Source organism: Ramlibacter sp. G4-7, assembly GCF_057784995.1.
Genome location: NZ_JBYNTT010000008.1, coordinates 14,569 through 39,653, shown reverse-complemented (window position 1 = coordinate 39,653; position 25,085 = coordinate 14,569). Strand labels below are relative to the sequence as shown.

At 69.2% G+C, this 25,085-nt stretch carries 22 protein-coding genes and 1 riboswitch; of the genes, 14 read left to right on the top strand and 8 right to left on the bottom strand.

The genetic code is table 11. The features are described 5' to 3' along the window. The first annotated feature begins 98 nt into the window (after nucleotides 1-98). From AC3EGR_RS12510 to AC3EGR_RS12490, 5 genes are all read left to right on the top strand, one after another. Nucleotides 99-1,028 carry a hydroxymethylglutaryl-CoA lyase gene (locus AC3EGR_RS12510; RefSeq protein WP_488546809.1) on the top strand — a complete coding sequence of 310 codons (930 nt, stop codon included), beginning with the start codon at nucleotides 99-101 and terminating at the stop codon, nucleotides 1,026-1,028. After that, on the top strand, nucleotides 1,010-1,516 hold the full coding sequence (locus AC3EGR_RS12505) for a YbaK/EbsC family protein (protein ID WP_488546808.1): 507 nt from the start codon (nucleotides 1,010-1,012) through the stop codon (nucleotides 1,514-1,516). Before AC3EGR_RS12510 ends, AC3EGR_RS12505 begins: the two co-directional genes overlap by 19 nt. After that, on the top strand, nucleotides 1,513-1,731 hold the full coding sequence (locus tag AC3EGR_RS12500; RefSeq protein ID WP_488546807.1) for a DUF1289 domain-containing protein: 219 nt from the start codon (nucleotides 1,513-1,515) through the stop codon (nucleotides 1,729-1,731). The genes AC3EGR_RS12505 and AC3EGR_RS12500 overlap by 4 nt, the downstream gene beginning before the upstream one ends. Further along, complete coding sequence (locus AC3EGR_RS12495) at nucleotides 1,728-2,369, top strand: 2-hydroxychromene-2-carboxylate isomerase (RefSeq protein WP_488546806.1); 642 nt, start codon at nucleotides 1,728-1,730, stop codon at nucleotides 2,367-2,369. The genes AC3EGR_RS12500 and AC3EGR_RS12495 overlap by 4 nt, the downstream gene beginning before the upstream one ends. Before the next feature lie 78 nt (nucleotides 2,370-2,447). Next, nucleotides 2,448-2,597, top strand: coding sequence for a hypothetical protein (locus tag AC3EGR_RS12490; RefSeq protein ID WP_488546805.1), 150 nt, complete (start codon nucleotides 2,448-2,450; stop codon nucleotides 2,595-2,597). Between the two features lie 107 nt (nucleotides 2,598-2,704). Here AC3EGR_RS12490 and AC3EGR_RS12485 read toward each other — a convergent pair whose 3' ends face one another. Both AC3EGR_RS12485 and AC3EGR_RS12480 read right to left on the bottom strand, forming a co-directional pair. After that, entirely contained in the window at nucleotides 2,705-3,805 is a 1,101-nt protein-coding gene (locus tag AC3EGR_RS12485) for an ABC transporter substrate-binding protein (RefSeq protein WP_488546804.1), read from the bottom strand. 95 nt (nucleotides 3,806-3,900) lie between these two features. After that, on the bottom strand, nucleotides 3,901-4,206 hold the full coding sequence (locus AC3EGR_RS12480; protein ID WP_488546803.1) for a hypothetical protein: 306 nt from the start codon (nucleotides 4,204-4,206) through the stop codon (nucleotides 3,901-3,903). 168 nt (nucleotides 4,207-4,374) lie between these two features. Here AC3EGR_RS12480 and uvrA point away from each other — a divergent pair, with 168 nt between their 5' ends. Beyond that, complete coding sequence (gene uvrA, locus AC3EGR_RS12475; protein ID WP_488546802.1) at nucleotides 4,375-10,239, top strand: excinuclease ABC subunit UvrA; 5,865 nt, start codon at nucleotides 4,375-4,377, stop codon at nucleotides 10,237-10,239. Nucleotides 10,240-10,281: 42 nt separating this feature from the next. On the opposite strand, the gene AC3EGR_RS12470 is transcribed toward uvrA, so the two are convergent. Further along, nucleotides 10,282-10,845: a porin family protein gene (locus tag AC3EGR_RS12470; RefSeq protein WP_488546801.1), complete on the bottom strand. Its 564-nt coding sequence runs from the start codon at nucleotides 10,843-10,845 to the stop codon at nucleotides 10,282-10,284. Nucleotides 10,846-11,029: 184 nt separating this feature from the next. Further along, complete coding sequence (locus tag AC3EGR_RS12465) at nucleotides 11,030-11,590, bottom strand: porin family protein (RefSeq protein ID WP_488546800.1); 561 nt, start codon at nucleotides 11,588-11,590, stop codon at nucleotides 11,030-11,032. Nucleotides 11,591-11,722: 132 nt separating this feature from the next. Between AC3EGR_RS12465 and AC3EGR_RS12460 the strand changes: the two genes are divergently transcribed. The 4 genes from AC3EGR_RS12460 (at nucleotide 11,723) to AC3EGR_RS12445 (ending at nucleotide 15,510) form a co-directional block, all read left to right on the top strand. Beyond that, nucleotides 11,723-12,769 (top strand): histone deacetylase family protein, encoded by a 1,047-nt coding sequence (locus tag AC3EGR_RS12460; RefSeq protein WP_488546799.1) that lies wholly within the window; start codon nucleotides 11,723-11,725, stop codon nucleotides 12,767-12,769. Nucleotides 12,770-12,875: 106 nt separating this feature from the next. After that, a complete protein-coding gene (locus AC3EGR_RS12455) occupies nucleotides 12,876-13,838 on the top strand; it encodes a tripartite tricarboxylate transporter substrate binding protein (protein ID WP_488546798.1) in 963 nt (320 codons plus the stop codon). A 92-nt stretch (nucleotides 13,839-13,930) separates the two neighbouring features. Beyond that, entirely contained in the window at nucleotides 13,931-14,701 is a 771-nt protein-coding gene (locus tag AC3EGR_RS12450; RefSeq protein WP_488546797.1) for a gamma-glutamyl-gamma-aminobutyrate hydrolase family protein, read from the top strand. Further along, nucleotides 14,701-15,510, top strand: coding sequence for a gamma-glutamyl-gamma-aminobutyrate hydrolase family protein (locus AC3EGR_RS12445; protein ID WP_488546796.1), 810 nt, complete (start codon nucleotides 14,701-14,703; stop codon nucleotides 15,508-15,510). The genes AC3EGR_RS12450 and AC3EGR_RS12445 overlap by 1 nt, the downstream gene beginning before the upstream one ends. On the opposite strand, the gene AC3EGR_RS12440 is transcribed toward AC3EGR_RS12445, so the two are convergent. Genes AC3EGR_RS12440 through AC3EGR_RS12430 form a run of 3 tightly spaced genes read right to left on the bottom strand, consistent with a single transcriptional unit; the run spans nucleotide 15,497 to nucleotide 19,248 of the window. Continuing rightward, complete coding sequence (locus AC3EGR_RS12440; RefSeq protein WP_488547016.1) at nucleotides 15,497-16,321, bottom strand: HAD-IIB family hydrolase; 825 nt, start codon at nucleotides 16,319-16,321, stop codon at nucleotides 15,497-15,499. The two genes, AC3EGR_RS12445 and AC3EGR_RS12440, sit on opposite strands and share 14 nt — an antisense overlap. An 11-nt stretch (nucleotides 16,322-16,332) precedes the next feature. Continuing rightward, nucleotides 16,333-17,550, bottom strand: coding sequence for a S41 family peptidase (locus tag AC3EGR_RS12435; protein WP_488546795.1), 1,218 nt, complete (start codon nucleotides 17,548-17,550; stop codon nucleotides 16,333-16,335). A gap of 57 nt (nucleotides 17,551-17,607) precedes the next feature. Continuing rightward, on the bottom strand, nucleotides 17,608-19,248 hold the full coding sequence (locus AC3EGR_RS12430) for a peptide chain release factor 3 (protein WP_488546794.1): 1,641 nt from the start codon (nucleotides 19,246-19,248) through the stop codon (nucleotides 17,608-17,610). A gap of 87 nt (nucleotides 19,249-19,335) precedes the next feature. On the opposite strand from AC3EGR_RS12430, the gene ligD reads away from it, so the two are divergent. The 3 genes from ligD to AC3EGR_RS12415 all read left to right on the top strand — a co-directional run bounded on the left by ligD (nucleotide 19,336) and on the right by AC3EGR_RS12415 (nucleotide 22,270). Next, nucleotides 19,336-20,556, top strand: a complete 1,221-nt coding sequence (ligD, locus tag AC3EGR_RS12425) for a non-homologous end-joining DNA ligase (RefSeq protein ID WP_488546793.1) — start codon at nucleotides 19,336-19,338, stop codon at nucleotides 20,554-20,556. A 42-nt stretch (nucleotides 20,557-20,598) separates the two neighbouring features. Continuing rightward, the gene (locus AC3EGR_RS12420; protein WP_488546792.1) at nucleotides 20,599-21,177 is read left to right on the top strand and encodes a DNA-3-methyladenine glycosylase I; all 579 of its coding nucleotides are present in this window, start codon (nucleotides 20,599-20,601) and stop codon (nucleotides 21,175-21,177) included. Between the two features lie 109 nt (nucleotides 21,178-21,286). Then, complete coding sequence (locus AC3EGR_RS12415) at nucleotides 21,287-22,270, top strand: hypothetical protein (RefSeq protein WP_488546791.1); 984 nt, start codon at nucleotides 21,287-21,289, stop codon at nucleotides 22,268-22,270. Between the two features lie 93 nt (nucleotides 22,271-22,363). On the opposite strand, the gene AC3EGR_RS12410 is transcribed toward AC3EGR_RS12415, so the two are convergent. After that, nucleotides 22,364-23,440 (bottom strand): ATP-dependent DNA ligase, encoded by a 1,077-nt coding sequence (locus tag AC3EGR_RS12410; RefSeq protein ID WP_488546790.1) that lies wholly within the window; start codon nucleotides 23,438-23,440, stop codon nucleotides 22,364-22,366. Nucleotides 23,441-23,514: 74 nt separating this feature from the next. Beyond that, a riboswitch (S-adenosyl-L-homocysteine riboswitch) is annotated at nucleotides 23,515-23,586 on the top strand. Between the two features lie 61 nt (nucleotides 23,587-23,647). Between AC3EGR_RS12410 and ahcY the strand changes: the two genes are divergently transcribed. Then, nucleotides 23,648-25,084, top strand: a complete 1,437-nt coding sequence (ahcY, locus tag AC3EGR_RS12405) for an adenosylhomocysteinase (protein ID WP_488546789.1) — start codon at nucleotides 23,648-23,650, stop codon at nucleotides 25,082-25,084. Nucleotide 25,085 lies beyond the last annotated feature (1 nt).

Sequence of the window (25,085 nt, the reverse complement as noted above, 5' to 3'; positions counted from 1 at the left end):
CAGCTTCACTTCAGGAGGTCGCCGGCGGCTTCCCTGAAGTGCTTGGATCCACGCGCCGCCGCGCGGAGAAGGACAGGGAACACCTTGAGGTCACGCCCATGAAATATCCCAGCAGAGTCAAGCTCGTCGACGTCGGACCGCGCGATGGCTTGCAGAACGAGAAGCAGCCGGTGCCGGCCGCGGTGAAGATCGAGCTCGTGCACCGCCTGCAGGACGCGGGGTTGAAGGAGATCGAGGTCACCAGCTTCGTCTCGCCCAGATGGGTGCCCCAGATGGCGGACAACGCCGAGGTGATGGCGGGCATCCGCCGCCGCCCGGGCGTGCGCTACTCGGTGCTGGTGCCCAACATGAAGGGCTTCGAGGCGGCGATCGCGTCCGACCCCGACGAGATCGTCGTCTTCGGCGCCGCCAGCGAGGCCTTCAGCCAGCGCAACATCAACTGCTCCATCGCCGAGAGCATCGAGCGCTTCGCGCCCGTGGTCGAAGCCGCGCGCGCCAAGGACATCTACGTGCGCGGCGCGATCTCGGTCGCCGTCGGCTGCCCTTACCAGGGCGAGGTGAGCCCGCAAGGCGTGGAGCTGGTGGCGCGCCTGATGAAGCAGATCGGCGTGCAGCACGTCGGCGTCGCCGACACCATCGGGGTCGGCACGCCGCGCAAGGTGCAGGCCGCGATGGAGGCGGCGCTGAAGCACTACGCGCTGGACGATGTCTCCGGCCACTTCCACGACACCTACGGCCAGGCCCTGGTCAACACCATGGCCACCCTGGAAATGGGCATCTGGCAGTACGACACCTCGGTCGCCGGCCTGGGCGGCTGCCCGTACGCGAAAGGCGCGACCGGCAACGTCGCGACCGAGGACGTGGTCTACATGCTGCACGGCATGGGCATAGACACCGGGATCGATCTCGACCAGCTGATCGACGCCGGCAAGTACATCAGCGACTACCTCCAGCGCAAGCCGAACTCGCGCGCCGCCACGGCCATCCTGAACAAGAGGAACAACGAAGCATGTGCGGTGCCGAGCTGAACGCGCTGCCCGAAGGCGTGCAGCGCGTCGCGCGCGCCCTGCAGGACGCGGGGCATCCCCACGGTCCCGTGATGCTGGACGATGCCGCGCGCACCGCGCAGCAGGCGGCCGATGCGCTGGGCATCGCCGTGGGCCAGATCGCCAAGAGCATCATCTTCCGGCGCAAGGCCGACGATGCGGCCGTGCTCGTGATCACCTCCGGCGACCGGCGCGTGGACGAGAAGAAGGTCGATGCGATCGTCGGCAAGACCGGGCGGGCGGATGCGGAGTTCGTCAAGACGAAGACCGGGTTCTCGATCGGCGGCGTGTCGCCCATTGCGCATGCCCAGGCCCCGGTCACGCTGATCGACCGCGAGCTGTTCCGCTTCGAGGAGATCTGGGCCGCGGCGGGCCATCCGCACGGCGTGTTCAAGCTGCGGCCGCAGGACCTGGAGAAGCTCACCGGCGCGCCGGTGGCGGACGTGGTGCAGCCGCCGCCGCAAGCATGAACAGCGCGCGCGAGCTCCTGCTCGAACGCGCGGCGGCGCTGGACGAGGAGCCGCGCGTGCCCTCGCCGTGCATCTCGGTGTGCCGCATGGACGCGGTGACCGGGCTGTGCGAAGGGTGCTTCCGCACGCTGGAGGAGATCGCGGCCTGGGGCATGGCCTCGGAAGAGGAGCGGCGCGTCGTCTGGGCGCGGCTGGTGCAGAGGGCGGCGGCATGAAGCACATCACCTTCCACTTCGACGTCATCTCTCCCTACGCCTATCTCGCGTTCGAGAAGCTGCCCGAGGCCTTGAAGGGCCTGAGCTACCGCGTGGACTACCGGCCGGTGCTGTTCGCGGGCCTGCTCAAGCACCACGGCCAGCTCGGACCGGCGGAGATCGCGCCCAAGCGCGACTGGACCTACCGGCAGGTGCTGTGGCTCGCGAACGCGCACGGCATCCCGCTGCAGTTGCCGGCGGCGCATCCGTTCAACCCGCTCGCGCTGCTGCGGCTGGCGCTCGCGTGCGGCCGCGACGGACTGGTGAACCGCTTCGTTGCGGAATCCGTGTTCCGCCACGCATGGCGCGGCGGTGCCGACGCCGCGGACGCGCAGCGGCTCGCGGCCTTGCGGGCGCAGCTGCAGCCGCAACGCGATCCGGCGTCGGAGGAAGTGAAGGCGGAACTGAAGTCCAACACCGAGGCCGCCATCGCACGCGGCCTGTTCGGTGTCCCGACCTGCGAGGTGGACGGCCGCCTGTTCTGGGGCTTCGACGGCCTGCCCATGTTGCGCGACTACCTGGAAGGCAGGGACTGGTTCGCCTCCGGCGCCTGGGAGCAGGCCGCGGTGCTGCCGACGGGGCAGGTGCGCCGGCCGTAAGCCAGCGTTGGCGGCGCGTCAGGGCGGGGTCAGAGGCACCGCGCAGAGTCGTGCCCCAGCATCCCAGGAGACAACCCCATGTGGAAACTCGCCATCGGCTTCGCCGTGTTCGCCGCCCTCACGCTCTTCGTCCTCTTCCAGGCCGGCGACAAGGTCGACATGGGCGGCGAGAAGCACGGCATGGAGGCCGCCGCGCCGGGCAGCGCGGCTTCGGACGCGAAGCACTGAGCCTTTGCCTGTCCTTGCGGGCGTGACCCGCCATCCCTGGGCCTCCCTGTCAGGCGCCGCATGGATCCCGGGGCGAGCCCGGGGGACATTCCAGGGCGGCGCCAGGCCTAGCGCTTGAACTTCCCGTCCTGCCCGATGATCGACAGGTCGGCGAAGTCGAGGCCGGTGTGGTCCTCGGGACCGTAGCTCACTTCCAGCCCGCCGAGGTCGTAGCTGCGCATGTTCTCCAGCGCGGCCTGCAGCTTGGCGCGGGTCGGGCTGGGGCCGGCGCGGCGCAGGCCTTCGACCAGCACCTTGGCCGCAGCGTAGCCTTCCAGCATGGCCGGGGTGAGCTCGACGTTCTTCGGCTTGGCCAGGGCCATGGCTTCCTTGATGAAGCCGTAGGCATACGAGCGCTCGTACGGGAAGACCTGCGTGACGATCACGCCGCGCGCGCTGTCGCCCAGGCTCTTCACGAAGCCGCTCGACGCGTTGTTGGACAGGGTCACCACCTGCGCCGCCGACTTCGCGGCGCGCAGCGCCTTCACGCCGTCGGCCACCGCATTGCCGGACGCGATCCAGACGATGGCCTGCGCATCCTTGGCCGTGACCGCGGGAATGATGGTGCCGAAGTCGGGCTTCAGCCGGTCGGCCTTGATCACGGCCAGCGGCTGGAAGCCGGCCTTCCCGAAGCCCTTCTGCGCGCCTTCCAGGCCATCCTTGCCGAAGGAGTCGTCCGCGTAGATCACCGCGATGCGGCTCACGCCCAGCGTGTGCAGGTGGGTGACGGCCTTCTCGGCCTCGCGCTGGTAGGTGGCACGCACGTTGAACACGTACTTCTTCACCGGGTTGTGCAGCGACATGGCACCGGTGGAGGGAGCGATCAGCGGAACGCCGTACTGTTCCAGCAGCGGCACCATCGCCTCGCTGTGCGGGGTGCCCCGGCACAGGAACAGCGCGGTGACGTTCTTCTCCTCGATGAGAACTTTGGCATTCGCGGCGGCGATCTTGGGATCGAACTTGTCGTCCATGGAGACCAGCTCGATCTTCTGCCCGTTCACCCCGCCCTTGGCGTTGACGTGGTCGAGCCACAGCCGGGCGCCGTCGGTGGTTTCCTTCACCCCCGCCGCGACGATGCCGGAGATGCCGGCGGTCTGGCCGATGACGATCTGGGACAGCGCCCAGGCAGGCGCCAGCGCGGCGAGCGCGGCCACGATAAGTCTCTTCACGACGTCCTCCTCCAGGGCACGCGGAAGCGCACCCGGACCCAGTGTAGGCGCCTACTCAGCCGTGCGCTAAGGTGTTACCCCGTAAGAAGTGCGTACTAAGTCGTGCCCACGAGTTCTGCGGGCAACACCTGGCGGAAAGCGGGGACCAGCGCGTCGATGCGCTCGATGGCCTGGGCCTGGCAATGCTGGCTGGAGACCACCTGGAACACGGCGTCGCGCAGAAGCCAGAGCTCCTGCGCCCTTTCCGCCATGTGCAGGCGCCACCGCACGCGGTCGACTTCGGTGCCTTCACAGTCTTCCAGCACCGCGAGCAGCTGGCCGCGAATGCTCTCCACCCCGGCCGGGGGCGCGCGGAACTGCCATTCGAAGGGGCTGTTGAGCCAGCTGGTCCATGCGGCCATGGGGGGCGTCCGGGGCTAGGGGTGCCGCAAGATAGGTGGCCGCCCCCGATTTCGGGTGTAGGACAGCGCCGATTGCCGTCGTAGGACAGGGATAAGGCCCAGCGCGCCGGCACGATCCGGGTCGCGTCCCTAGAATCTTGGGCCTCGTTCCCGGAAGGCCCCCTCTCCATGTCCCAAGGCTCGATCCGCATCCGCGGCGCCCGACAGCACAACCTCAAGAACATCGACATCGACCTGCGGACCGGCGAGCTGACGGTCGTCACCGGTCCCAGCGGCTCCGGCAAGTCCAGCCTCGTGTTCGACACCCTCTACGCCGAAGGCCAGCGCCGCTACGTGGAGACTTTCTCCGCCTATGCGCGGCAGTTCCTGGAGCGCATGGACAAGCCCGCCGTCGACCGCGTCGAAGGCGTGCCGCCGGCGATCGCCATCGACCAGACGAATCCCGTGCGGTCCTCGCGCTCCACCGTCGGCACGATGACGGAGCTGAACGACCACCTGAAGCTGCTGTTCGCGCGCGCCGCGCAGCTGTTCGACCGGCAGACCGCGCTGCAGGTGCGGCACGACACGCCGGAGACCATCTACGAGCAGCTGATGGAGCGCACCAGGGAGGGCGATCCGCGGCTGGTCGTGACCTTCCCGGTGGAGCTCCCCGGCGGCACCAGCGCCGAGGAAGTGGAGCAGTGGCTGGCCGCCAGCGGCTTCACCCGGGTGCAGGCGGAGCGCGAAGTCGCCACGGTCACCGGGCCGCGCAAGATCCTCGACGTGGTGGCGGACCGCTTCCGCATCCAGGGCGTGGAGAAGGTGCGCGCGATCGAGGCGATCGAGGTGGCGCTCAAGCGCGGAGCCGGACGCCTGGCGGTCTATGCGGGCGATGCCCCCGACCCGGCCCTCCCCCAGGGGCGGAGCGAGCAGGAAGTGTGGAAGTTCTCCACCGGCCTGCACTGTCCCGAGTCCGACATCCGCTACACGGACCCGGTGCCTTCGATGTTCTCCTTCAACTCGCCGGTGGGGGCCTGCGAGGTTTGCCGCGGCTTCGGACGCGTGATCGGCGTCGACTACGGGCTGGTGATCCCGAACGACAAGCTCACGCTGCGCGCCGGCGCCGTGAAGACCTTCCAGACGCCGGCCTGGGCCGAGAACCAGGACGACATGATGAAGTACGCGGAGTCGGCGGGCATCCCGCGCGACACGCCCTGGTCCAAGCTCACGCAGGAGCAGAAGAACTGGGTGATCCACGGCGCGCCCAACTACCGCGAGGGCAACTGGAACCGCCAGTGGTACGGCGTCAAGCGCTTCTTCCAGTACCTGGAGAGCAAGGCCTACAAGATGCACATCCGGGTGCTGCTGTCCAAGTACCGCAGCTACACCCCGTGCGAGGCCTGCGGCGGCGCCCGCCTGAAGACCGAGTCGCTGCTGTGGCGCCTGGGCAGCAAGGAAGACGCCGACGCGGCGCTGGAGCCGGCGCGACGCTTCATGCCGGTGGGCGTGCAGTGGTCGCGCGAACAGCTCGAAGCGCTGCCCGGCCTGACCGTGCACGACCTGATGCTGCTGCCCATCGAGCGGCTGCGCCGCTTCTTCGACCGCGTGGAACCCGAGGCCGAGGCGCATGCCGGTGCCGGCGAACTCCAGGCGCTGAAGCTGCTGTTCGACGAGATCAACACGCGCCTGAAGTACCTCGTCGACGTCGGCATCGGCTACCTGACGCTGGACCGCCAGAGCCGCACGCTGTCGGGCGGCGAAGTGCAGCGCATCAACCTGACCACCGCGCTGGGCACCTCGCTGGTGAACACCTTGTTCGTGCTGGACGAGCCCAGCATCGGCCTGCATCCGCGCGACATGGGCCGCATCACGCAGGCCATGCACAGGCTGCGCGATGCCGGCAACACGCTGGTGGTCGTGGAACACGATCCCGCGGTGATGGTCGCGGCCGACCGGGTCATCGACATGGGGCCGGGTCCCGGCGAGAAGGGCGGGCAGGTCGTGTTCGACGGCACCGTGGACGCGCTGCGCAACGCCGACACGCTCACCGGCGCCTATCTCGGCGCGCGCAAGCATGTCGGCATGGGGTTCAAGCGGGCGGTGACGGAGTCGACGCCGCGCCTGGTGCTGGAGGGCGCCCGCGAGCACAACCTGCGGGACCTGTCGATCGAGTTCCCGCTGCAGCGCCTGGTCGTCGTCACCGGCGTGTCGGGTTCGGGCAAGTCCTCGCTGGTGCAGGACATCCTGGCGCCGGCGCTGCTGCGCCACTTCGGCCGCTCCACCGAAACGCCGGGCGCGCACGATCGCCTGCTGGGGGCGGACCACCTGGGCGACGTGGTGTTCGTGGACCAGTCGCCGATCGGCAAGACGGCGCGATCCAACCCGGTGAGCTACGTGGGGGCGTGGGACGCGATCCGCGAAATCTTCGCGACGTCGCCGCTGGCCAGGCAGCGCGGCTACACCGGCTCGAAGTTCTCCTTCAACTCGGGCGACGGCCGCTGCCCGACCTGCGGCGGCTCGGGCTACGAGCACGTGGAGATGCAGTTCCTCTCCGACGTGTACCTGCGCTGCCCCGATTGCGACGGCAAGCGCTACCGCCCCGAGATCCTGGAGGTCACCATCGAGCGGCAGGCCATCGGCGCGGTGGTGCCGCGCGTGCTCAACGTCGCCGACGTGCTGGAGCTCACGGTGAGCGAGGCGGCGGCGCTGTTCGCCAGCGACCGCGACGTGATCCGCGCGCTCCAGCCCATCGTCGACGTGGGGCTGGAGTACGTGAAGCTGGGGCAACCGGTGCCGACCCTGTCGGGCGGGGAGTCGCAGCGCCTGAAGCTGGCGGGCTTCCTGGCGGAGGCGGCGCGCGGCGGAACGCAGAGCCGGCAAGGCGTGGCCAAGAGGGGCACGCTGTTCATGTTCGACGAGCCGACGACGGGCCTGCACTTCGACGACATCGCCAAGCTGATGCGCGCGCTGCGCAAGCTGCTGGAGGGCGGCAACTCGCTGGTCGTGATCGAGCACAACCTGGACGTGATCCGCGCGGCCGACTGGCTGGTGGACCTCGGGCCGGAGGGGGGCGACGGCGGCGGCCTGCTGGTGGCGGAAGGGCCGCCGGAGGAAGTGAAGCTGCATCCCACCTCACACACGGCGCTGGCGCTGCGCGAGTACGACGCGACGCTGGGCACGTTCGTGGCGGAGCCGCGGGTGAAATTGGAATCTGACCCCAATTCGCGTCCCAACGCGATCCAGATCGTCAACGCCAAGGAGCACAACCTCAAGAGCCTCAGCGTCGACATCCCGCACGGCAAGTTCAGCGTGATCACCGGCGTATCGGGATCGGGCAAGTCGACGCTCGCCTTCGACATCCTGTTCAACGAAGGCCAGCGGCGTTATCTCGAATCGCTCAACGCCTATGCGCGCTCGATCGTGCAGCCGGCCGGCCGGCCGGAGGTGGATGCGGTCTACGGCATCCCGCCGACGGTGGCCATCGAGCAGCGGCTGTCGCGTGGCGGGCGCAAGTCCACCGTCGGCACGACGACGGAGGTCTGGCACTTCCTGCGCCTGCTGTACGTGAAGCTGGGCCTGCAGCACTGCGTGCACGACGGCGCCGAGGTGCGGCCGCAGACGCCGGACAGCATCGTCGCGCAGATCATGAAGCGCTACCGCGGCCGGCACGTCGGGCTGCTGGCGCCGCTGGTGGTGAACCGCAAGGGCGTGTACACGGAGCTGGCGGACTGGGCGCGGCCGCGGGGCTACACGCACCTGCGCGTGGACGGCAACTTCCTGCCGACCACGGGCTTCCCGCGCATCGACCGCTTCAAGGAACACACCATCGAGCTGCCGGTGTGCGACCTGGACGTGACGCCCGCCAACGAGGCGCTGCTGCGCGAGAAGCTGACGCTGGCGCTCGAACACGGCAAGGGTGTGGTGCACGTCCTCGCGCCGCTGGACGAACTGCGCACGGCCTTCAGCAAGGGCCTGGCGAAGCACGAGGGCATCGGCAAGGTGGAGGTCTTCTCCGTGCTGCGCGCCTGCCCCGTCTGCGCCACCAGCTACCCCGAGCTGGACCCGCGCCTGTTCTCCTACAACAGCAAGCATGGCTGGTGCCCCGACTGCGTGGGCACGGGCGTGAAGCTGACGCGCGAGCAGCGCAAGGCGCTGGACGACACGCTGCTGGCCGACGGCGAGGACAAAGGCCGCGAACAGACCTTCGCCGAAGTCGAGGTGGAGGACGTCTCGGACGAAGCCTGCCCCACCTGCCACGCGACCCGCCTGAACGCGCAGGCGCGCGCGGTGCTGTTCGACCGCGCGCCGATCTCCGACATCGCCGCCTTGTCCGTGCGCGAGGTGCGGGCCTGGGTCGAAGGGCTGTCCACGCGCGACGTGCTGAGCACGCGCGAGCAGGGTATCGCCCGCGACCTGATTCCGGAGATCCGCTCGCGCCTCGAGTTCCTGGAGGAAGTGGGCCTGGGCTACCTCACGCTGGACCGCGGCGCGCCCACGCTCTCGGGCGGCGAGGCGCAGCGCATCCGCCTCGCCGCGCAGCTGGGCTCCAACCTGCAGGGCGTCTGCTACGTGCTGGACGAGCCCACGATCGGCCTGCACGCACGCGACAACCAGATCCTGCTGGACGCGCTGCACAAGCTGGGTGACAAGGGCAACACGCTCGTCGTGGTGGAGCACGACGAGGACACGATCCGCCGCGCCGACCACATCATCGACATCGGTCCCGGCGCCGGCAAGCGCGGCGGCCGCGTGGTCGCGCAAGGCACGGCGCAGGAGGTCACGCAGGCGCCGGACTCGCTCACCGGCCGCTACCTGCTGCACGCAATGAAGCACCCGCTGCGGCCGCGCCGCGCCGTCGACCCGATGGCACATCGCGCGCCGCTGGGCTTGCCGGTGGCCGAGACGCCGATGCCCATCACCAAGGGCAAGAAGCCGCGCTCGCTGCTGGCGCAGATCGCCAGCGCGCTGCCGCAGCCCGAGGCCGGCCCCACCGGGTTCCTGCGCCTGGAGGGTGCGAACCTGCACAACCTGGACGACGTCGCCATCGACGTGCCCCTCAAGCGCCTGGTGGTCGTCACCGGCGTGTCCGGGTCCGGCAAGTCGACGCTGGCGCGCGACGTGCTGCTGCACAACGTCCAGATGGTGGTGCAGCAGCGCTCGACCAAGGCGGGTCGCGACGCCGACGCCGCCGGCAAGCGGCCGCGCTGGGTGGGCGCGAAGTCGCTGGCCGGCTACCAGTCCGTCGACCGGGTGCTGGAGGTGGACCAGACGCCGATCGGCAAGACGCCGCGTTCCTGCCCCGCCACCTACATCGGCTTCTGGGACACCATCCGCAAGCTGTTCGCGGACACGCTGGAGGCGCGCGCGCGCGGCTACGGGCCGGGCCGCTTCTCCTTCAACACCGGCGAGGGCCGCTGCCCGACCTGCGAGGGGCAGGGCGTGCGCACCATCGCGATGAGCTTCCTGCCCGACGTGAAGGTGCCGTGCGAGGCCTGCCGCGGCGCCCGCTTCAACCCGGAGACGCTGGCCGTCACCTGGCGCGGCAAGAACATCGGCGACGTGCTGCAGATGGAAGTGGACGAGGCGGTGGAGTTCTTCGGGGCCATGACCAACATCAGCCATCCGCTGCAGCTGCTGCGCGACGTGGGCCTGGGCTACCTCACGCTGGGGCAGCCGTCACCGACGCTTTCCGGCGGCGAGGCGCAGCGCATCAAGCTGGTGACGGAGCTGTCCAAGGTGCGCGACGACGTCACGCGCCGCGGCCAGAAGGCGCCCCACACGCTGTACGTGCTGGACGAGCCGACCGTGGGCCTGCACATGGCCGACGTGGAGAAGCTCATTCGCGTGCTGCACCGGCTGGTGGACGGTGGCCACAGCGTGGTCGTGATCGAGCACGATCTCGACGTGATCGCCGAGGCCGACTGGATCATCGACCTCGGCCCGGACGGCGGCTCCGCCGGCGGCAAGGTGGTCGCAGCCGCGCCGCCCGAGGAGGTGGTGCGGCTCGGAACGCACACGGGCAAGGTGCTGGCGCCGGTGCTGGCGCGGAGCTGAGCAGGCGCTGGCGGGCCGCGCGTCGCGGCCCGCCATGCTTGCCTAGAAGTGGTAGCCGAAGCCGAGCGTCAGGCCGTCGACCTTGTGGTTGCTCTGGTTGGAATAGCGCATCCAGTCCAGCCCGACGTACATCCGCGGGTTGAAGCGGTAGTTGATGCCCAGGCCCCACGCGAAGTCATCGTCGCTGTGGGACTCGTTCACCAGGCCGTTGTTGGTCGACTCCGCCTTCACTTTCGTGTGGGCGTATCCGAGGCGGCCGAACAGCTCGAGCTGGTTCATGACGTAGCGCGGCTTGATGAAGATGCCGTACATCGTCTTCAGGTCGGCGTCCACGTTGGTGGAGACGCCGTTGACGACGATGTTCTTGTCGTCCTTGTTGGCGCCGAAGGCGGCCATCACCTCGATCGCGGCCATCGGGTGGACCTCCCAGCCCAGCACGCCGCGGACGGCGCCGGGCCGGAAGCTGGTGCCCGCGGCATCGATCTTCATGAAGGTGTAGCCGAGCTCGCCGTACAGCGTGGATGCCGTGGGCATCGCCATCTGCGCGTGCGCGCTGCCAAGCGCGAAGAGTGCTGCGGCGGCAGCCGCCGTGACCATGCGTTTCATTTCGTTTCCTGTCCTGAGTGTCTTTGTGGAGCGGCTCGGGGGAGCAGCCTTCGGCAGTGTCGAGTCCGCTCACGCGGGGCGTCCATTGGACGAAAGGGCATGCGCGTCGTCCGCGCAACAGGTCGCCCCGAAAACAAAAAAGGCCCGCGACAAGCGGGCCTGAGCATGGCAGGAAAGAGGTGCTTCAGAAGCGGTACTTGAAGCTGACGGTCCAGCCGTCGACCTTCGTGTCGCCCTTGTCGTAGTAAACGGTGTAGTCCAGGCCGACGCCCATCCGCGGGTTGAACATGTAGTTGGCGCCCAGGCCCCAGGAGAAGTCGTCGTCGCTGTCGGAGCCGCTGCCGGTGAGGCCGAGGGCGGAGACCGACGTCTTCACCTTGCTGCGGGCCCAGCCGAGGCGGGCGAACAGCTCGATCTGGTTGTTCCAGGTGTACTTCGGCTTCAGGTACAGGCCGTAGGAGTTCTGCAGCTTGATGTTGACGTTCGTGGGCACGCCGAGCACCGAGACGGTGGTGTCGTCGTCGTTCACGCCGCCCATCAGCATCAGTTCGGCGCCGAGGTAGGGATGGAAGTCGTAGCCCAGGATGCCGCGGATGGCGCTCGGGCGCACCGAGAAGTCGCCGCCGTCGATCTTCAGGAAGGTCCAGCCCAACTCACCGTAGGCGTTGGCGGTGGAGAACTGCTGGGCGTGGGCGCTGCCCAGCATGGCGAGGGCGGCGGCGGCCGCGATTGCGAGTCGTTTCATGGGTTCCCTGTGGATGGTTGCTGTTTTTTCTCTGGCGACCCCGCGTGGGGTTACGCCAGTGTCAAAGAACGCGTGCGCGCGCGTCAACAAAGCGTGATGCCGCCGCGTAGCCTTCGCGCCACAATCCAGAACATGCAGGTTTTTCACAACGATCGCCACGCGCTGCACCATGGCCGCCACGAGATGTTCCGCGGCCGGCTGGTGCCTTGCTTCGAGGTGCCCGCGCGTGCGGACTTCGTGCTCCATGAAGTGCAGGTCCGGGGGCTGGGGCCGGTGCTCGACGCGCCGGAGGTGCCGCTGGAGGTGCTGGAACGCATCCATGCGCCGCGTTACCTTCAGTTCCTGTCGACGGCCTGGGAGGAATGGCTCGCACTCGACCCCGCGAATGCGCAGCGCGATGCGCTGCCCTCGTACTGGCCGATCCGCAGCTTCCGCAGCGACGTGCTGCCGGCAAGTTTCCCGGCGCGCATGGGACTGTTCTCCTTCGATGCGGGCTCGCCGATCACGGTCGGCACGTGGAGCGCCGCGCGGCAGGGTGCGGCCTGCGCGGCCGCCGGTGCGCGCGCGCTGCTGCAGGGCGCGCGCAGCGCCTTTGTGCTCACGCGTCCCCCCGGCCACCATGCGGGACATGATTTCTTCGGCGGCTATTGCTTCCTGAACAACGCGGCGATCGCCGCGCAGGTCCTGCGCGACGGCGGGATCGATCGGGTCGCGGTGCTGGACATCGACTACCACCACGGCAACGGCACGCAGGCGATCTTCTACGAGCGGCCGGACGTGTTCTTCGCCAGCGTGCACGGCGATCCGCACACCGAGTACCCCTACTACCTCGGTTACGCCGACGAGCGCGGCGCCGGGGCGGGGCTGGGTTGCAACCTGAACCTGCCGCTGCCGCGCGGCACCGGCTTCGCGCGTTGGCGCGAGGCGCTCGCCACGGCCTTGCAGGCGATCGCAGCTTCGGGGGCGCAGGCGCTGGTCGTGTCGCTGGGCGTGGACACCTTCGCGGGCGACCCGGTCGCGGGTTTCATGCTCGCAAGCGACGATTACCTTCGCGTCGGCGAAGACCTGGCGGCGGCGGGACTGCCGACACTGTTCGTGTTCGAAGGCGGCTACGCGGTGGCGCAGGTGGGCGTCAACGCGGTCAACGTGCTGGAGGGCTTCGCGCAGCGCAGCGCCTGAGTCGCCTGAGTCGCCTGCGCGACGAGTGCCGGGACACTCCCGATGCTGGGTGCAGCGTTCCTGCGCTCCAATGGCGGCTTTCGCCTTCCGCCACACAGGAGTCCCGATGCGCCGTCGCCATCTCATCCAGCTCGCCGCCGCTGCCCTGGCCGTCGCGAGCGCGGGTGCCCAAGCCCAGGCCTTTCCCGCCAAGCCGATCAAGCTCGTGATCGCCTTCCCGGCGGGTGGCCCCACCGACATCACCATGCGCCAGCTCGCCGACAACGCCGGCAAGATCCTCGGCCAGACCGTGGTGGTCGACAACAAGCCCGGCGCCGGCGGCACGCTGCCCGCGCAGCTGCTGCAGACGTCCGCCGCCGACGGCTACACGCTGGCGCAGATCCCGCTGGGCGTGTTCCGCCTGCCGTACACGACCAAGATCAGCTGGGACCCGGTCAAGGACATCAGCTACATCATCAACGTCACGGGCTACGCCTTCGGCATCGCCGTGCCCGCCGACAGCCCGTTCAAGAACTGGAACGACTTCGTCGCGTACGCCAAGGCGAATCCCGGCAAGCTGAGCTACGGTTCCACGGGCACGCTCACCAGCCCGCACCTGACCACGGAACTGGTCGCGCAGATGGTGGGCATCCAGCTGAACCACATTCCCTACAAGGGCAGCGCCGACCTCGCCACCGCCATCTCCGGCGGCCACATCATGGCGATGGCCGACTCCACCGGCTTCGCGCCGCTGGTGCAGGCCGGCAAGGTGCGCGTGCTCAACACCTGGGGCGAGAAGCGCCTGGACAAGTTCCCCGACGTGCCGACGCTCAAGGAGCTGGGCATCGACGTCGTGCAGAACTCGCCCTTCGGCATAGGCGCGCCGCGCGGCACGCCGCCGGAGGTCGTGAAGAAGCTGCACGACGCGTTCAAGAAGGCGATGGAGGAGCCCAGCTACCAGCAGGCCCTGGCGCGCTACGACATGGTGCCGATCTACATGGATTCCGCGCAGTACACGCGCTTCGCGCAGGACACTTTCGCGCGCGAGAAGGCGCTGGTGGAGAAGCTCGGGCTCGCCAAGCCGAACTGAGCTGGGCGTCGGCATCGTCCGACGCGCGCAGGCGCCGGCGCGGCCAGCACGGCCGCGCGCGGCAGGGCACCATGGGCGGGCGAGACCGCCGCATGCCCAAGCAGAAGTTCCACAAGCCCCTGGTGTGGCTGCCTGCCTGCCACCGCAACCTGGACCTGGACGATCCCGGCGGCTACAGCGTGCTCGCCGACCGCTATGCGCTGGCGGTGACGCAGCTCGGGCTGCAACCGGTGCTCTATCCGATGGCGCAGGTGGAGGACATCCCCTGCCTGCTGCCGCTGGTGGACGGCGTGCTGCTCACCGGTTCGCCCTCCAACGTGGAGGCCACGCACTTCGGCGCCACCGCGCTCCCCACCGACCTGCTCGATCCGCGCCGCGACCAGCTCACGATGCATCTGGTGCGCCAGGCGATCGTGACGCAGGTGCCGTTGTTCGGCGTGTGCCGCGGCCTGCAGGAGATCAACGTCGCGCTCGGCGGCAGCCTCTACCAGACCGTCCACGTGGAGAGCGGCATGCTGGACCACCGAGAGCCGGAGCACGAGGACCTTGCCGTGCAGTTCGCCGAACGCCATGACGTGCTGCTGGCACCGGGCAGCCGCTTCGCCGAATGGGCAGGGGGCACCCGGGCCAGGGTGAACTCGCTGCACGGCCAGGGCATCAAGCGCCTGGGCGAAGGGCTGGTGGCCGAGGCGCACGCGCCCGATGGCCTCGTCGAAGGCGTGCGCGTGCAGGGCGCGGGTGCCTTCGCGTATGGCGTGCAATGGCACCCCGAGTGGCGCCACGAGCAGCATCCCTTCTACCAGCGCACGCTGGAGGCCTTCGCCAGGGCCTGCCGCGCGCACCTGGAGCGGACGGAGGACTGATGGCGCCGGCGCCGGCCGTGCCCCTGGTCTGGGTGGTGGCGAGCCACCGCCTGCTCACCGGCCCTTCGCGCCACGAGCAGCTCTATACCGTGATGGACCAGGCCGGGCAGCGCACGGTGCTCAACATGGGGCTGCAGCCGCTCTGCTATCCGCGCGTGCCGCCCGAGCGGCTGGAGCCCTTGCTCGCGGGCGTCGACGGCATCCTGCTGGGCGGCTCGGACACCAACGTGGACCCGCGGCTCTGGGGCGAACAGCCCGCCAGCGGGCAGTTCGAATACGACCACGAGCGCGATGCGCTGGCGCATCCCCTCATCCGCCTGGCCATCGCCCGGCGCGTGCCGGTGCTGGGCACCTGCCGCGGCTCGCACGACATCAACGCGGCGCTGGGCGGCAGCCTGCACCAGTGCCTGCGCGACCGGCCCGGCACGGTCAAGCACTGGGAGGACCCCGACGAGGACCTCGAGGAGCAGTACGCGGAGCGGCACTTCGTGACCTGCACGGCCGGCGGCGCGCTCGAGCGCATCGCCCGCATGCACCGCTTCCCGGTGAGCTCGCTGCATTCGCAGGGGGTGGACCGCCTGGGCGAAGGGCTGGTGGCGGAAGCGCATGCCGACGATGGACTCGTGGAAGCCTTCCGCTGGCACGCGGAGGAAAGTTTCTGCTGGGGCTTCCAGTTCCATCCGGAGTGGGGCTGGCGCTGGCACCCCGCTTACGGGCGCATCATGAACGCGTACGTGCGGGCGTGCTGGGAGCGGCTGGCGGGCCGGACGGGCGCGAAGGAGTGGCCGCTGACGCCTATCGTTGCTTGATGCAGGGCGAGGGCATGCCCTGGCGGGCCGCGAGGATCGCGCGCGCCACTTCTGCAAACCCCGCGCCGCGCTCCCCCTGCGTCACATACCGCGGCTTGTGCGCCAGCTGGGCCTCGAACCGGCGGATGTTCGCCACGCCGACGCTGTGCGGGAAGTGCTCGAACATCAGCACGTCGTTGGTCGAATCGCCGACGTAGACCCAGCGATCCAGCTCCGCATCCAGATCGCGTCCCAGCAGTTCGCGCACGACCCAGCGCGCGCCCGCCAGCTTGTGGTGGCCGCCGTACCAGCCGTTGACGTGGATGGAGCTGACCGTGGCGTTCATGCCTTCGCTGCGCATCAGGGCGACGACGTGCTCGATCGCCTCGGCCGGCAGGCGCGTGAACTCGCTGTGGTCGATCGCGATGTCGGTCTCGCGGCCGCTGCTGTCGCGCGACAACGTCGCACCGGGCACTTCGCGCAGGATGCGTTGCGCGACCTGCTGCATGCGCTCGTAGTTGGCCGCGCGTTCGGCGGCGTCCTGGAGGTAGAGCTTGCCCAGCGCGCCGGAGCGCGCATCGCGTGCCAGCGCCACCGAGCCGTTCTCCGCCACGATGGCATCGACCGGCCAGGACAGCGCGAAGGGCTCGCTCCAGCCCACCGGACGCCCGGTGATCGGGATCACGTGCAGGCCCCCGTCCGCCAGCGCGGCGAGCGCCCCCAACGCGTCCGCCGTCACCGCACCCTCGGTGGTGAGCGTGTCGTCGATGTCGGTCAGGACACCGCCGATGCGCGCACGCTCCACCGCCGGCCAGGTGGCCAGCGGCGCCATGCCGCGTGCGCTCAACGCTGGTCCGGCCGCAGCAGGCGACCCGCCCAGACCGCCCGCCGCGAGGTCTCGTCCTTCAGGTGCGGCCTGGACGCGCTCTGGACGCCGGTCGCCGTGCCGCCCGGGCAGGCGCCGGTGTCGATGTAGGACTTGGCGGCCGCCAGCAGCGGGTCGCCGCTGCTGCCCGCCGCCGCCGTGCTGTCCTGCACCTCGCAGGTCGGCGTGAAGCCCGTCGTGTAGTCGCCGAAGCCCTTGGCGTTGGTGCCCTGGAACTCGATCGGGAAGTAGGCCAGGCCGCAGTTGTTCCTCTGCCGGAAGCCATACGGCTTGCCGCAGGTGGTGGTGCCCACGCGGACCACCTGCACGTCGATGCCGCGCAGGGAGTTGATGATGGATTCGCTGGCGGAGCAGGTCTGGCCCGAGGTCAGGACGAACACGCGCTGCAGGTTCAGCTGGGGCAGCGGCGTCCCGACCGGGTTCTGGCTTTCCGCGAACTGCACGGTGTTGCCGAACACGAGGGTGCTGGCGTCCGACTCCGCCGTGCGCTTGTCGTTGTAGCGCAGGCGTTCGAACACCTGGCCGGCCTTGGTCGGGCCCGTCACCATCGATGCCGCGGTCACCGCGATGTAGAGGAAGCCGCCGGAATTGGCGCGCAGGTCCAGGACCAGGTCCTGCACGCCTGCGTCGCGCAGCTGCCGGAAGGCCGCGATCAGCTGGTCCTGTGCGCCGACCTCGTGGTCATTGAACTGGATGTAGCCGAAGCGCCGGCCCCCGGCGGTCGTGTCGGAGAAGACCACCGGGACGAGGTTGCCGGTGCCGGCCGAACGCAGCTGCGTCGTGTCGAACTGCGCCGGCGCGCCGAGCAGGGCCTGCGCTTGCGACACGGGGATGACGGCGCTGAAGTGGTCCTTGGGCACGCCGTTCACGTCGGGCGTGCGCACGAGCAGGGCGTTGAAGTAGTCCGGGACGCTGCTGAACGCCGCCGGATCGACGTCGCGGATTTCGTTGTACCAGAGGTAGACCTCGTCCAGGTAGGAGCGGACGAAGCGCTTCTGCGTGTCCAGGGAGCAGCCGGCGACATCGCCTTCGAACTGCGCGGATGCGCCGAAACGGCCGGTCGCGCCAGGCCCCGGCGCTCCACCGCTGTCGCCCCCGCCGCCGCCGCAGCCGGCGAGCAGCAGCAGGGCGGCCGACCAGGCGGTGACGGTCCGGAACAGTGGGTTTTTCTTCATGTGTACTTCTCCCATCGACGCCGGATTATGGCGACGGGCACGGTTGCGTGGGGGCGTTCAGGCCGCGCTTTGCAGAGCAAGCCCTGCGTGTTCGCGTAACAGATGGAAATGAATCTTCGGGAAGCGTTCCTGGGCCAGCCGGACGTCGTACGGCGAGGTGCAGAGGAAGGCGAGCGCATCGGCCGCATCCAGCGCCAGCCTCTGCGGGTAGGCGTCGGTGAACGCCTTGAGCTCGGCCGGCGTGTCCGCCGTGATCCAGCGCGCCCCGGTGTACGGGCTGCTCTCCAGCCGGACGTCGCAGTCGTACTCGGTCTTCAGGCGATGCTGCACCACCTCGAACTGCAGCTGGCCGACCGCGCCCAGCAACATGGGGCCGCCGATTTGCGGGCGGAACACCTGGATCGCACCCTCTTCACCGAGCTGGGCCAGGCCCTGCTGCAGCTGCTTGGTGCGCAGGGGGTTGCGCAGCACCACGACCTGGAACAGTTCGGGCGCGAAGAAGGGCAGGCCGGTGTACTGCAGGTTCACGGAGCCGTCGGTGATCGTGTCGCCCAGCTGCACGCCGCCGTGGGTGGTGAAGCCGATGATGTCGCCGGCGAAGGCTTCGTCCACCGCTTCGCGCCGCTGCGACAGGAAGGTCACCACCGACGTGGGACGCAGCTCCTTGGACGTGCGCTGCACCTTCAGCTTCATGCCCGGCGTGTACTTGCCCGAAGCCATGCGCACGAAGGCGATGCGGTCGCGGTGCGAAGGATCCATGTTGGCCTGCACCTTGAACACGACGCCGGAAAAGGCTGCGTCGTCGGGTTCGACGATGCGCTCCACCACCTGGCGGTTCACCGTCGTGTGGCTCTTGCGGGACTGCGGCGGCGGGGCGAGGTCGACCAGCGCGTCCAGCACCTCCATGACGCCGAAGTTGTTCACGGCCGAGCCGAAGAACACCGGCGTCTGCTTGGCGGCGAGGAAGGCGCCGTGGTCCCAGTCGGGGGAGGCGCCGGTGGCGAGCTCCATGCTCTCCGCGGCGGAGTCGTACTCCGGGCCGAAGCGCTGTGCCAGCGTGCCGGCGTCGGACAGCGCGATCGTGTCGAAGTCCTGCGGCCGCCGCTCGCTGCCCGACTCGAACACCGTCATGGCCTGCGTGCGCAGGTTCATGATGCCGCCGAACAGCTTGCCCTTGCCGACCGGCCAGGTCATGGGCACGCAAGGCATGCCCAGCTCGCGCTCCACCTCGTCCAGGATGTCCAGCGGGTCGCGCACCTCGCGGTCCATCTTGTTGACGAAGGTGATGATGGGCGTGTCGCGCTGGCGGCACACCTCGATCAGCCGCCGGGTCTGCGCTTCCACGCCGTTGGCCGCGTCGATGACCATCAGCGCCGCGTCGACCGCCGTGAGCACGCGGTAGGTGTCTTCGGAGAAGTCCTTGTGGCCGGGCGTGTCCAGCAGGTTGATCACGTGGTCGCGGTACAGCATCTGCATGACCGAGGAGGCAACCGAGATGCCGCGCTGCTTCTCGATCTCCATCCAGTCGGAGGTCGCATGGCGCGACGCCTTGCGGCCCTTCACGGCGCCCGCGATCTGGATCGCGCCGGAGAACAGCAGCAGCTTTTCCGTCAGCGTGGTCTTGCCCGCGTCGGGGTGGGAGATGATGGCGAAGGTGCGGCGGCGCCGGACTTCGGCGCCCAGGGGCGAGGCGGACAAGGGGGGCTCCGGAATAACAAACGGCCGCGCTCTGTTCACGGCCGTGTCTGACTCGCCATTGTCCCATGCCGGTGTAGTTTGGGTCCCATGGCGACGGCAAAGGACGAGGTCACGCTGGAGATTGGCGGGCGGGAGGTGATCATCACCCACCCGGGAAAGCTGCTGATCCCGTCCGCGCAGGTCAGCAAGCTGGACCTCGTGAACTATTACCTTGCCGTGGCCGACGGCGCCTTGCGCGGTGCGGGCGGGCGGCCCTGCATCCTGGTGCGCTACCCGAACGGGATCGCCGACGAGTTCTTCTTCCAGAAGCGTGCGCCGGCCAAGCGGCCCGACTGGCTGGAGGTGGCCGAGATCCACTTTCCTTCCGGGCGCAGCGCGCAGGAGGTCGTGCCGCGCCATCCGGCCGACCTTGCCTGGATGGCCAACCTGGCCTGCCTGGAGCTGCATCCGCATCCCGTGCGCGCCGAAGACCTGGACCATCCCGATGAGCTTCGGGTGGACCTCGATCCCGTGCCGGGGGTGGAGTGGCCACAGATCCAGCAGGTCGCGCAGGTCGTGCACGAGGTGCTGACGGAACTCGGGCTCAAGGGCTGGCCCAAGACCTCGGGCTCCCGGGGCATCCACGTGCTGGTGCGGATCGAGCCGCGCTGGACCTTCGACGAGGTGCGGCGGGCCGCGCTGGCCCTCGCACGCGAGGTCGAACGCCGGGCGCCGACGCTGGCGAGCAGCAAGTGGTGGAAGGAAGAGCGGCAAGGCGTGTTCGTCGACTACAACCAGAACGCCAAGGACCGGACCGTCACCTCCGCGTATTCGGTGCGGCCGAAGCCGGATGCGCGCGTGTCCGCGCCGGTGAGCTGGAAGGAGCTGGCGGAGTGCGATCCGGCGGACTTCACCTTGCACACCATGCCGCAGCGCTTTCGCAGCATCGGCGATCCGCATGCGGACATCGACCAGTGGCCTTGCTCGCTGGAGCCGCTGCTGGGGCTCGCCGATTCGCAAGGGCAAGGCGATGCGCCCTGGCCGCCGCACTATCGCAAGGGCGCCGACGAGCCGCGCCGCGCCCCGCCTTCGACCGCGCCGCGCGTGAAGAAGCCGCTGATCGAGGTCGCGCGCAGCCAGCGCGAGATCGAGGCGGTCGCGGCGGCGGAGGAATGGAAGGCGAAGCACCCCAAGGCCGCCGCGCACCTGCAGGCGGCCGACGTGCTGGTCGACCGCATGCGGGGAACGTCGTCGCTCTGGTACCGCGTGCGGATCAACCTGGAACACGTGCCGGCCCGGCTGCGGCCGAAATCGGACAAACCGCGCTGACGGCATTCCCGCCGGCGCGGGAATGACGGAAGATCCGCGCCCATGGCGAACAAGAACCCGACGCGCTGCGCCTGGGCCGAGGGCGACGACGCTCTCATGGCCCGCTACCACGACGAGGAATGGGGCGTGCCGCAGCGCGATCCGCGCATGCTCTGGGAGATGCTGGTGCTCGAAGGCTTCCAGGCCGGGCTGTCCTGGCGGACCATCCTGCACAAGCGCGAGGCATTCCGTGCCGCCTTCGCCGGTTTCGATCCCGTGAAGGTCGCCCGCTTCGGCGACAACCAGGTCGCGAAGCTGCTGGAGAACCCGGGCATCATCCGCTCGCGCGCCAAGATCGAGGCGACGATCGCTGCCGCGAAGATCTACTGCGACATGCAGCAGCGTGGCGAGGACTTCGCGGACTTCTGCTGGGCGTTCACGGACGGCAAGGTGCTGCGGGGGGACGGCCAGCACGTCCCCGTGAGCACGCCGAAGTCCGAGGAGATCTCCAGGGAGCTGAAGCGACGCGGCTTCAAGTTCGTGGGGCCGGTGATCGTGTATGCCTGGATGCAGGCCGTGGGGATCGTGAACGACCACGCCGCCGACTGTTTCCGCCGCCGCAGCGCACCGGCGAAGAAGTGACGGCGTGATCCTGCGCCTTGTGAACGAAGCCACCGCCCCATTGCGCGATCCCGCTCGCGCCGTTCGCCGCCCCCGCACTTAGCATCCCCCGCACCACAGCGGAGGTGCCATGGAGAAGAGGAAAGGGATGCTGCGCTGGTGCGCGGTACTGGCTTGCGCGGCCCTCGTGGCCTGCGGCGGCGGCGGCGGTACAGGGGCAGCCGGCGGTGCAGGCGGCGCCGGAGACAGCGCGCTGGCAGCCGGCCGGCCGGCGGCGGACAGCCGCAACGGCGACTACGTGATGTATGCGGGCGATGCGCGCGAATACACGCTGAGCCTGGACTTCGACGCCCGCAGCTACCGCGTGACCGGCAACGGGCAGGACCTGTCCGGCTCCCTCGGTGAAACCGCGACCCCCGGCCGGTTCGGTTTCGACCGGACGAGCGCCACCCCGGCGACGCCGAATGCGCCGAGGTTCGACTGGTTCCAGGACACCGTGGTTGGCGGCTTCCGCCTGCCCTCCGGCACCGTGCCCTTCATCGCCGCGCGCTCCTTCGCCACGTCGCTGGCCGAGGCGGCGGGAACCTACAACATCCTCGTGGCGACGCGGGACACGGCAGGGCCGCCGAACACCACGGTGTCCAGCGGCGAGCTGCTGGCGTCCGGCCGGCTGCGCACCTGCACGGACCCGTTGATCGTCAGGATCTCGCGCTGCGCCAGCGTCGCCATGGCGAACGTCACGGTCGATGGCAACCGGTTCACCGCCGACACCGGAGCAGGCAGCTATTCCTTCCGCGTCGCCAAAATCGGCTCCGAGCGCATCTACCTGCGCGCCGGGGCGTCCGGCGCAAGCGCGCGCCGGCTCGAGGTGGGCATTCCGGAGGGCAGCTTCGCGGACGGCAGCTTCAACGGCGCCACAGCCGGGGCGACGGGACCTTCACCATCATTGACGCAGCGGCGTACCGGGCGAACTGGCACGACGGAACGAACAACCTGGCCCTTGGCGGCGGGGTCGCCACGCTGGGCGCCGACGGTCCCCTCGGAATGGTGGGCATCACCACGCCGGACCAGGGCCACTTCCTCGCCCTCCGCAACAGCGAACTGGTCGTCGTGATGGCCGGCCCCAACAACGCCAGCGTGCCCGGGTACGTGGAGTTCGGGAAGAAGTAGCCCCCGGGGCGTGGGCTGGCGGCCGCACGCGTCCGGCCTAGGCCCCGAACACCTTCGCCAGCTCGAAAGGCGTGGTCACCTCCATCTGGTCGTAGCGGCAGTCCTGCGCCGGCTTGTCCGGACGCCAGCGCAGGAACACGGCGGCATGGCGGAAGCGGTTGCCCTGCAGGTGGTCGTACTTGACTTCGCAGACGCGCTCGGGCCGCAGCGGCTCCCAGCTCAGGTCCTTGCCGCCGCTCCAGCGGCTTTGCGCGCCGGGCATGCGCTGCGCGTCGCCCACCGCCGCGCCGCCCCATTCGCGCCAGGGGTGCTCCTGCAGCCCGTCCTGGCGCAGGGGCGCCAGCTCCTCGACCAGCTGTTTGCGCATCTCCATGGTGAAGGCGGAGGTCACGCCGACGTGCTGCAGCACGCCGGCGTCGTCGTAGAGGCCCAGCAGCAGCGAGCCGACGGCGTCCTGGCGGTCCTTGTACCAGCGGAAGCCCGCCACCACGCAGTCGGCGCTGCGCACGTGCTTGATCTTCAGCATCGCCCGCTTGCCCGGCTGGTAGGTGGCCGATTCCAGCTTGGCGATCACGCCGTCCAGCCCCGCGCCTTCGAACTTCTGCAGCCATTCCTCGGCCTGCGCCCGGTCGCGCGTGACCGGCGTCAGGTGCAGCGGCGGTTTGGCCTTGCCCAGCAGGCGCTCCAGGCGCTCGCGCCGTTCCCCTTGCGGCAACTCCATCGTCGATTTGCCGCCGGCCGCCAGCAGGTCGAAGGCAACGAAGCTGGAGGGCGTCTCCTTGGACAGCCTGGCCACGCGCGAAGCCGCCGGGTGCAGGCGCATCTGCAAGGCGTCGAAATCCAGCCCCTGCTTCGTCGCGACGACGATCTCGCCATCCAGCACGCAGCCCCTGGGCAGCAGTTCGTGCAAGGCCTTCTCCAGTTCGGGGAAGTAGCGGTTCAACGGCCGCAGGTCGCGGCTCTGCAGGTAGGTCTGCTCGTTGCCGCGGAACACAAGAGCGCGGAAGCCGTCCCACTTGGGCTCGAAGAGGAAGCCGGGTTCGGCGGGCAGCACGTCGGCGGTCTTCGCCAGCATGGGTTCGATGGGAGGGGCGGGTTGTCCGGCGGAAGCCATGCCGCCTTGTACCGGAATCGGGGCTTTTCGTGGGGGTACGGTCGTGCATCCGGCCCCTTTCCCTTAGAATCGCGGCAACCGAGGAGCGTTGCAGCGTCCGCCATGGACGCGAGGCTCGGTGAATCCTGCAACGACGCTCACCCACGCTTCCGTGCGGTGAGAGCTCCGGAAGGGTGGGTTCCACCACCTCTACGTTCCGGAGCCACCATGAACGCCGTTCTCAAGCCCGCTGCCCCCGCCGACAGCGTGATCACCGACATTTCCCTGGCCGACTGGGGCCGCAAGGAAATCCGCATCGCCGAGACCGAGATGCCCGGCCTGATGGCGATCCGCCAGGAATTCGCCAAGGCCCAGCCGCTCAAGGGCGCCCGCATCACCGGCTCGCTGCACATGACGATCCAGACCGCGGTGCTCATCGAGACGCTGCAGGCGCTGGGCGCCACGGTGCGCTGGGCCTCGTGCAACATCTTCTCCACCCAGGACCATGCCGCCGCCGCGATCGCCGCGACCGGCACCCCCGTCTTCGCCAAGAAGGGCGAGTCGCTGGAGGAGTACTGGGACTACACGCACCGCATCTTCGACTTCGGCGCCAAGGGCACGGAAGGCGAAGGCCCCAACATGATCCTGGACGATGGCGGCGATGCCACGCTGCTGATGCACCTGGGCCAGCGCTGCGAGAAGGACCTGTCGCTGATCGACACGCACTCGTCCGAGGAAGAGCGCATCCTGCACGCCTCCATCCGCAAGAAGCTCAAGGAAGACCCGAGCTGGTACAGCCGCAAGTCGGCCCAGATCATCGGCGTGACCGAGGAAACGACCACCGGCGTGCACCGCCTGCAGGACATGGCCAACAAGGGCCTGCTGAAGTTCCGCGCGATCAACGTCAACGACTCCGTCACCAAGAGCAAGTTCGACAACCTGTACGGCTGCCGCGAGTCGCTGGTCGACGGCATCAAGCGCGCCACCGACGTGATGATCGCCGGCAAGGTCGCCCTGGTGGCGGGCTACGGCGACGTGGGCAAGGGCTCGGCCCAGGCCCTGCGCGCGCTGTCGGCGCAGGTGTGGGTCACCGAGATCGACCCGATCAACGCGCTGCAGGCCGCCATGGAAGGCTACCGCGTGGTCACGATGGAGTACGCCGCCGACAAGGCCGACATCTTCGTCACCTGCACGGGCAACCGCGACGTCATCACCTACGCCCACATGGCCAAGATGAAGGACCAGGCGATCGTCTGCAACATCGGCCACTTCGACAACGAGATCGACGTCGCCTCGCTGGAGCAGAAATGCCAGTGGGACGAGATCAAGCCCCAGGTCGACCACGTGATCTTCGAAGGCGGCAAGCGCATCATCCTGCTGGCCAAGGGCCGCCTGGTGAACCTGGGCTGCGGCACGGGCCACCCCAGCTACGTGATGTCCTCCTCCTTCGCCAACCAGACCCTGGCGCAGATCGAGCTGTTCACCAAGCCGCAGGCCTACGAGAACGGCAAGGTCTACGTGCTGCCCAAGCACCTGGACGAGAAGGTCGCGCGCCTGCAGCTGTCCAAGCTGGGTGCGCAGCTGACCGAGCTGACCAGGGAGCAGGCGGCGTACATCGGCGTGGACAAGGCGGGCCCGTACAAGCCCGATACCTATCGCTATTGAG